Source organism: Kitasatospora sp. NPDC093558 (assembly GCF_040683475.1).
In the GTDB taxonomy this organism is placed as follows: domain Bacteria; phylum Actinomycetota; class Actinomycetes; order Streptomycetales; family Streptomycetaceae; genus Kitasatospora.
In genome coordinates, this window is record NZ_JBFBDY010000375.1 from 1 (window position 1) to 6,211 (window position 6,211).

5 protein-coding genes and 1 pseudogene are annotated in these 6,211 nt (G+C 74.6%); all 6 read left to right on the top strand.

The annotated features are described in order from the left end of the window. On the top strand, nucleotides 1-2,511 hold a 2,511-nt coding region (locus AB0O00_RS26710; RefSeq protein ID WP_363655888.1), incomplete at its 5' end, for a hypothetical protein. Nucleotides 2,512-2,909: 398 nt separating this feature from the next. After that, entirely contained in the window at nucleotides 2,910-3,461 is a 552-nt protein-coding gene (locus AB0O00_RS26715; RefSeq protein WP_363655890.1) for a cysteine dioxygenase family protein, read from the top strand. After that, entirely contained in the window at nucleotides 3,455-3,841 is a 387-nt protein-coding gene (locus AB0O00_RS26720; protein WP_363655892.1) for a rhodanese-like domain-containing protein, read from the top strand. The genes AB0O00_RS26715 and AB0O00_RS26720 overlap by 7 nt, the downstream gene beginning before the upstream one ends. A gap of 287 nt (nucleotides 3,842-4,128) precedes the next feature. Next, the gene (locus AB0O00_RS26725) at nucleotides 4,129-5,289 is read left to right on the top strand and encodes an ATP-binding cassette domain-containing protein (RefSeq protein WP_363655894.1); all 1,161 of its coding nucleotides are present in this window, start codon (nucleotides 4,129-4,131) and stop codon (nucleotides 5,287-5,289) included. Then, nucleotides 5,279-5,947 (top strand): ABC transporter permease, encoded by a 669-nt coding sequence (locus tag AB0O00_RS26730; RefSeq protein WP_363655896.1) that lies wholly within the window; start codon nucleotides 5,279-5,281, stop codon nucleotides 5,945-5,947. The genes AB0O00_RS26725 and AB0O00_RS26730 overlap by 11 nt, the downstream gene beginning before the upstream one ends. Next, nucleotides 5,944-6,211 (top strand): annotated as a pseudogene (locus AB0O00_RS26735) (hypothetical protein); the annotation flags it as partial. The gene AB0O00_RS26730 and the pseudogene AB0O00_RS26735, both read left to right, overlap by 4 nt.

Consider the following 6,211-nt stretch of genomic DNA (forward strand, 5'->3'; position numbering starts at 1 on the left):
GGTCAGGCCCGTTGGCGCGACGCCGCGCGGGTGCCGCCGGGGCGCGAGCCCGCCGAGCTCGGCTTCTGCGCCTCGGGCGGCGGCATCCGCTCGGCCTGCGTCACCCTCGGCGCGCTGCAATCGCTGCGGCCCTGGCTCAAACGGGCGCGGTACCTGGTCTCCGTCTCGGGCGGCGGCTACGCCGTCGGCGCGATGCAACTCGCGCTCAGCGACTCCGCGCCCGGCAGCCCGGTACGCGCCGTCTCCGGCCTCACGGCCGACACCGTGCTGGAGCCGGGTTCCCCCGAGGAGGACCACCTCCGCCGCCACAGCAAGTACATCGCCGACGGCTCCGGCGAGTGGCTGATCGCGCTCGGCACCCTGCTGCGCGGCGTCATCTCGGCGTTCACGCTGCTGCTCGCCGCCGTCCTGGTGGTCGGCCTCGGGCTCAGCCGGTTCTACCGACTCGTGCCGGTCACCGGGCTGGACGGCCTGGCGGCGGCCGGGCTGCGCACCGGCGGGGCGGGATCGCCCGGGGCGCCGGTGTTCCGCGCGCCCGCCGTCACCACCCTGGCCGTTCTGCTGGTCACCGCGGCCGTGTGCTGGCTGCTCGCGGTGCTCGCGTTCCCCCCGTTCGGCTGGGACGCCCTGCTCCCGCGCACGCTCCGCCGGCTCTTCCAGGGCAGCCTCGCCCTGGCCGCGCTGGTGGCCGTCGGCGTCCTGGCGGTGCCCGCGCTGGCGTGGAGCGCGGTGCGGCTCCAGGCCGCGCTGGCGGCAGGCCCGCGGCTCACCGGTGCCGGGCTCAGCCTCACCGTCGTGCTCAGCTACCTCGGACTGCTGCTCGGCATACTCTGGCGCGACCGCCGGACGATCCGCCGGGGCGCGGCGGCGGTCGCCGGGGTGATGCGCGGGGCCGACCGGCTCGGCGGGAGCCTCACCGCCAACCTCCCCCAGTACGTGGTGGTGTGGGCGGCGCTGGCCGTCCTGTCGGCGGGGGCGCTGCTCGCGCTCGGCTGGGCGGTCGCCACCGGATCCGCGTGGCCGACGGCCGTCCAGGTCGGGCTGCCGCTGGTGCTGGGCGCGGTCGGGCTCAACCTGGACCAGACGTGGATGAGCCTGCACCCGTTCTACCGGCTGCGGCTGGCCACGGCGTTCGCGGTCCGCCGGGTCGCCGAGGGCGGCGCGGTGGTGGCCCGGCCGTACGACTTCTTCCGCGAGGAGACGTGGCTCAGCCACTATGCCGCCCGGCACCCGGACTTCCCCCAGGTGATCTTCTCGGCGGCGGCCAACCTCTCCGGGGACACCCGCACTCCGCCCGGCCGGCGGGCGGTGTCCTTCACGCTGTCGCACGACTACGTCGGCGGCCCCGACGTCGGCTACGCCCGCACCGACCTGCTGGAGCAGCGCACGCGGCGGCACGTCGCCCGGGATCTCACCGTGCAGTCGGCGATGGCCGTCTCGGGGGCGGCGTTCTCCTCGGCGATGGGCCGTCAGTCCAAGGCCTACCAAGGTCTGTTCGCGGTCACCAACGCGCGGCTCGGCACCTGGCTACCCAACCCGGCCGTCCTGGGCCCCGGTTGGTCGGGAGTGCCGGACTGGCGGCGTCCGACGCAGCCGACCGTCCGGCGGCTGCAGTACCAACTGCGCGAGCTGACCGGGCGGTTCCCGATGGACGACCGGTTCCTGCTGACCACCGACGGCGGGCACTACGAGAACCTGGGCCTGGTCGAGCTGCTGCGCCACGGCGTCCGGACGGCGGTGTGCATCGACGCGAGCGGCGACTCCGGGTACGCGGCCAACCTCGCCGCCGCGATCACGCTGGCGCGCGAGGAGCTCGGCATCGTCATCACGCTGCACGAGCCGGAGGTGCTGATCCCGGGGAGCGCGGCGGAGCAGTTGGCTGAGGCGGCTCAGGCGGCCGAGGCAGCCCAGGCCGCACAGGCTGTTCAGGTGGCGGCTGGTGGCGGGACGGCGGCTGGCGGGCCGCCGCCGTTGCGGGGGCTCGCGGCGCAGTTGTCCGCGCGGCTGTCGGAGCGGGCGGTGGTCACGGGGGACATCCAGTATCCGGAGCCGCTCGCGGGTCTCGCGGCGGAGGACGGTTCCAGGGAGGGCGGTTCCGGGGAGGGCGGTTCCGGGGAGGGCGGTTCCGGGGAGGGCGGTTCCGGGGAGGGCGGTTCCGGGGAGGGCGGTTCCGGGGAGAGTGATGACGCCCGGCACGGCACGCTGATCGTCGTCCAGGCCGTCCTGACCGCCGACATGCCGTACGAGCTGCTGTCCTACGCGGTGGGGAACGCGGCGTTCCCGAACGACCTGACCAGCGACCAGTGGTTCGACCACCGGCAGTTCGACGCCTACCAGACCCTCGGCCGCTACCTGGGCGACCAGGCCGCGCCGGTGGTCGAGGCGGCCTTGGCGGCACGGCGGGCGACGGGCGGCGCGGCCGGTCCCGTGCCGGCGCAGCCGCCCGGGCGTGCCGGCACGGCCCGATCGGCCGGCACTCCCCCGGCGCCGCGGCGCCCGGCCGAGGGGTGATGCGCACAGGGACGTGAGGGGTGGAGGGGGCCGGCGTCCGAGGTGTGAGCGGCTCTCGTCCGAGGTGTGGACGGACCGCGGGTCCCGCTTGACTCCCGCCGCGCGGGTCGGGAAGGATCCGGAGCATGGATTCCGGCGCCACCCTGGTCTGCCGCCTGCACGTCGATCTGCGACGCCAGGCGAGCTCCATGTGTGCCTGTTGACCTTGCTCCTCCGCGCCGGTTCCGCCCTGTGACGTCTGCCAGGGCCCGCGCCGCGCACCCGCATCCGCAGTTCTGACCCGCCTTCGCCCGGCGCACCCCGCGCGCTGCCGTGCCGCTCCAGCGGCCCGAGCCCGCAGCGGCGTCCCGGACGCGGGCGCACCCTCCCGACGTCACCGCCGCACCCGAGGACGCCCCATGAGCCTGGACCTCGCCCCCGTCCATCCACCGACCACGACCACGGACGCAGACAGCACCACGGACGCTGCAGCCACCAGCACCGGGGACACCCGTGCGCCGCTCACCCCGAACGCCCTGCGCGCGATCGTCCGGGAGCTGGCCGAGCGGCCCGACGAGTGGATCCACCACGTCCGCCTGTCCACCGACGAGCGCTGGTACCGGCGCCTGGTGGCCGACGACGACCACGAGGTGTGGCTGATCAGCTGGCTGCCCGGCCAGTCCACCGGCTTCCACGACCACGGCGGCTCGCGCGGCGCCTTCACCGTCGCCCTCGGCGAGTTGGAGGAGCTCTCGCTCGGCGGCCCGGACCAGGGCCTGCTGATCCGCCGCGTCCCGGCGGGGACGGCCCGCGCCTTCGGCCCGGAGTACGTGCACGACGTGCGCAACACGGCGTCCGGCCCGGCCGTCACCCTGCACGCCTACTCGCCCCCGCTGAGCTCGATGGCGCACTACGACCTGCGGGCCGGCGGGCTCGTCCGCACCTCGGAGGAAGGACCCGAACAGTGGTGACCACGATCGACGACCTGGTGGAGCGGGCCCGCGAGGGCGTGCACCGCCCGCGCGCCCAGGAGGCGTACCAGGCCCAGCTGGACGGCGCGCTGCTGGTGGACATCCGTCCGGCGGCGCAGCGGGCGGCCGAGGGTGAGATCCCCGGTTCGCTGGTCATCGAGCGCAACGTGCTGGAGTGGCGGCTGGATCCGACGGGCAGTCACCGGATCCCGGAGGCGTCGGGGTACGACGTCGAGTGGATCGTGGTGTGCTCGGAGGGGTACGCGTCGAGCCTGGCCGCGGCGTCGCTGCGCGAACTGGGCCTGCACCGGGCGACCGACCTGGACGGCGGATTCGTCGGCTGGGCGGCGGCCGGGCTGCCGACGCGTCAGGGCGGCTGACCGGCGCGGTGGGTGACTCGTAGCCGCCTGCCGGGCCGGCCCCGCACCGCGTGCCGGGTGGTAAATCAGGGACAGGAGATGATGCAGGTCATACTCTGATCGGAGTTTCCGCCGGTCCGAAGCTGGGCAGCCACGCGGGCGGAAGAACGCCCGGGCAGTAGATCCGACAGACGCCACCGCGGTCCGCACCGCCACCGTTTGTCGACAAACCGCCAACAACCGAGAGACCGACGACAGACCGACCAACGGCGCCGCCACCGCGGGGCGCCCGGACGAGGAAACTCCCCGTGATCAGATTCGACGGCGCCGGCAAGCGCCACCCCGACGGCACCATCGCCGTCGAGGGCCTCGACCTGGACGTGCCGACCGGACGGATAACCGTCCTGGTCGGGCCGTCCGGGTGCGGCAAGACCACCCTCCTGCGCATGGTCAACCGGATGGTCGAGCCCACCTCGGGCCGGGTGCTGCTGGACGGCGCGGACGTCGCCGGGCTGGAACCCGCCAAGCTGCGTCGCGGCATCGGCTACGTGATCCAGCAGGCCGGGCTCTTCCCGCACCGCAAGGTGATCGACAACATCGCCACCGTGCCCTACCTGCTCGGCTGGGACCGCAAGAAGGCCCGCGCCCGGGCCGCCGAACTGCTCGACCTGGTCGGGCTCGCGCCCGAGACCGCCAAGCGCTACCCGTTCCAGCTCTCCGGCGGCCAGCAGCAGCGCGTCGGCGTCGCCCGCGCCCTCGCCGCCGACCCACCCGTGCTGCTGATGGACGAGCCGTTCAGCGCCGTCGACCCCGTGGTGCGCGCCGGGCTCCAGGAGGAACTGCTGCGCCTGCAGTCCGAACTGCACAAGACGGTGCTGTTCGTCACCCACGACATCGAGGAGGCCGTCCGGCTCGGCGACCAGGTCGTCGTGCTGCGCGGCCAGGGCCGGATCGCCCAGCTGGCCGACCCGCACACCCTGCTCACCGCGCCCGCCGACGACGACGTGGCCGCCTTCCTCGGCCGTGACCGCGGCCTGCGCGGCCTCGGCCTGCGCCCCGCGAGCACCGTCGCGGCCCGCCCGCTGACCGGCGGACTGCGCTTCGGCGGCTGGGAGTTGGCACTCGACGACGAGCGGCGCCCGATCGGCTGGATCGACCGCGAGGCACCCAGCGCCGAACTGCGCCCGGCCCCCGGCTACCGGCCGGACGCCGACACCCTGCGCACCGCGCTGGACGCCGCCGTCCTCTCGCCCGCCGGGGTCGCCGTGGCCCTCGACGCCGACGGCCGGGTCACCGGCACGGCGGACCGCGAGACCGTCCTCGACGCCCTGACCGCACCGGCCGGCACGGCGGGCGGCGCCCCGGCCGGCGCGGCGGACCGCAAGGCGAAGGGCATCACGGAGGACGGCACGGAGGGCATCACCGAGGGCATCACGGAGGGCAAGGACGGGGCCACCGGTGGACGATGAACCGATCGTCCGCTGGTACTGGATCGGCGACCACCTCGGCTACCTCGGCAACCTGCTCGCCGACCACGCCGTGATCGCCCTGCTGCCGGTGCTCATCGGCCTGCTGGTAGCCGTCCCGCTGGGCCTGGCTTGCGCCCGCTTCCCCCGGCTGTACCAGCCGCTCGCCGCCGTCTTCAACATCGTCTACGCGCTGCCCGCCGTGGCCGTCTTCATGCTGCTCATCCCGTACACCGGCCTCGCCACCCAGGCCACCGTCATGATCCCGCTCACCTTCTACGCGCTCGCCGTGCTCCTGCCCACGACCGTGGACGGGCTGCGCGCCGTGCCGGACGCCGTCCGGCAGGCCGCGACCGCCATGGGCTACGGGCCGTGGCACCGGCTGACCGCCGTCGAACTGCCCGCCGCCGTGCCGTACCTGATCGCCGGACTGCGGGTCGCCGCGGTGTCCAGCATCTCGCTGGCGAGCGTCGGCGCGCTGGTCGGGCGCGGCGGGCTCGGCTACCTGTTCATGGACGGCTTCCAGCGCACGTTCCCGACCCCGATCGTGGCCGGCATCGCGCTGATCGCCGCGCTCGCGCTGACCGTCGACCTGGTACTGGTCGGGGCGCGGCGGCTGCTCGCACCCTGGGCCGTCCGCGAGAAGGGAGCGGGCCGGTGAACTGGCTCTCCTGGCTGAGCGACTTCTTCTCCGCCCCGGACCACCGCAGCGGTCCTGACTCGATCGTGCACCGGATCGCCGAACACCTGGCGTTCTCCGGCGAGGCGCTGCTGTTCGCGGCGCTGATCGCCGTCCCGCTCGGGCTGCTGATCGGCTACACCGGGCGCGGCGTCACGGACCACGATGGAGTCGCTGGCCGGCCTCAAGACCCCGTTCCGTCCGCACGGCATCATCACCTCGGGCAACTCGGCCGGTCTGAACGAC

Coding starts and splice junctions, on each gene's coding strand:
- AB0O00_RS26715 (WP_363655890.1), top strand. CDS start 2,910: ATGAGCCTGGACCTCGCCCCCGTCCATCCACCGACCACGACCACGGAC.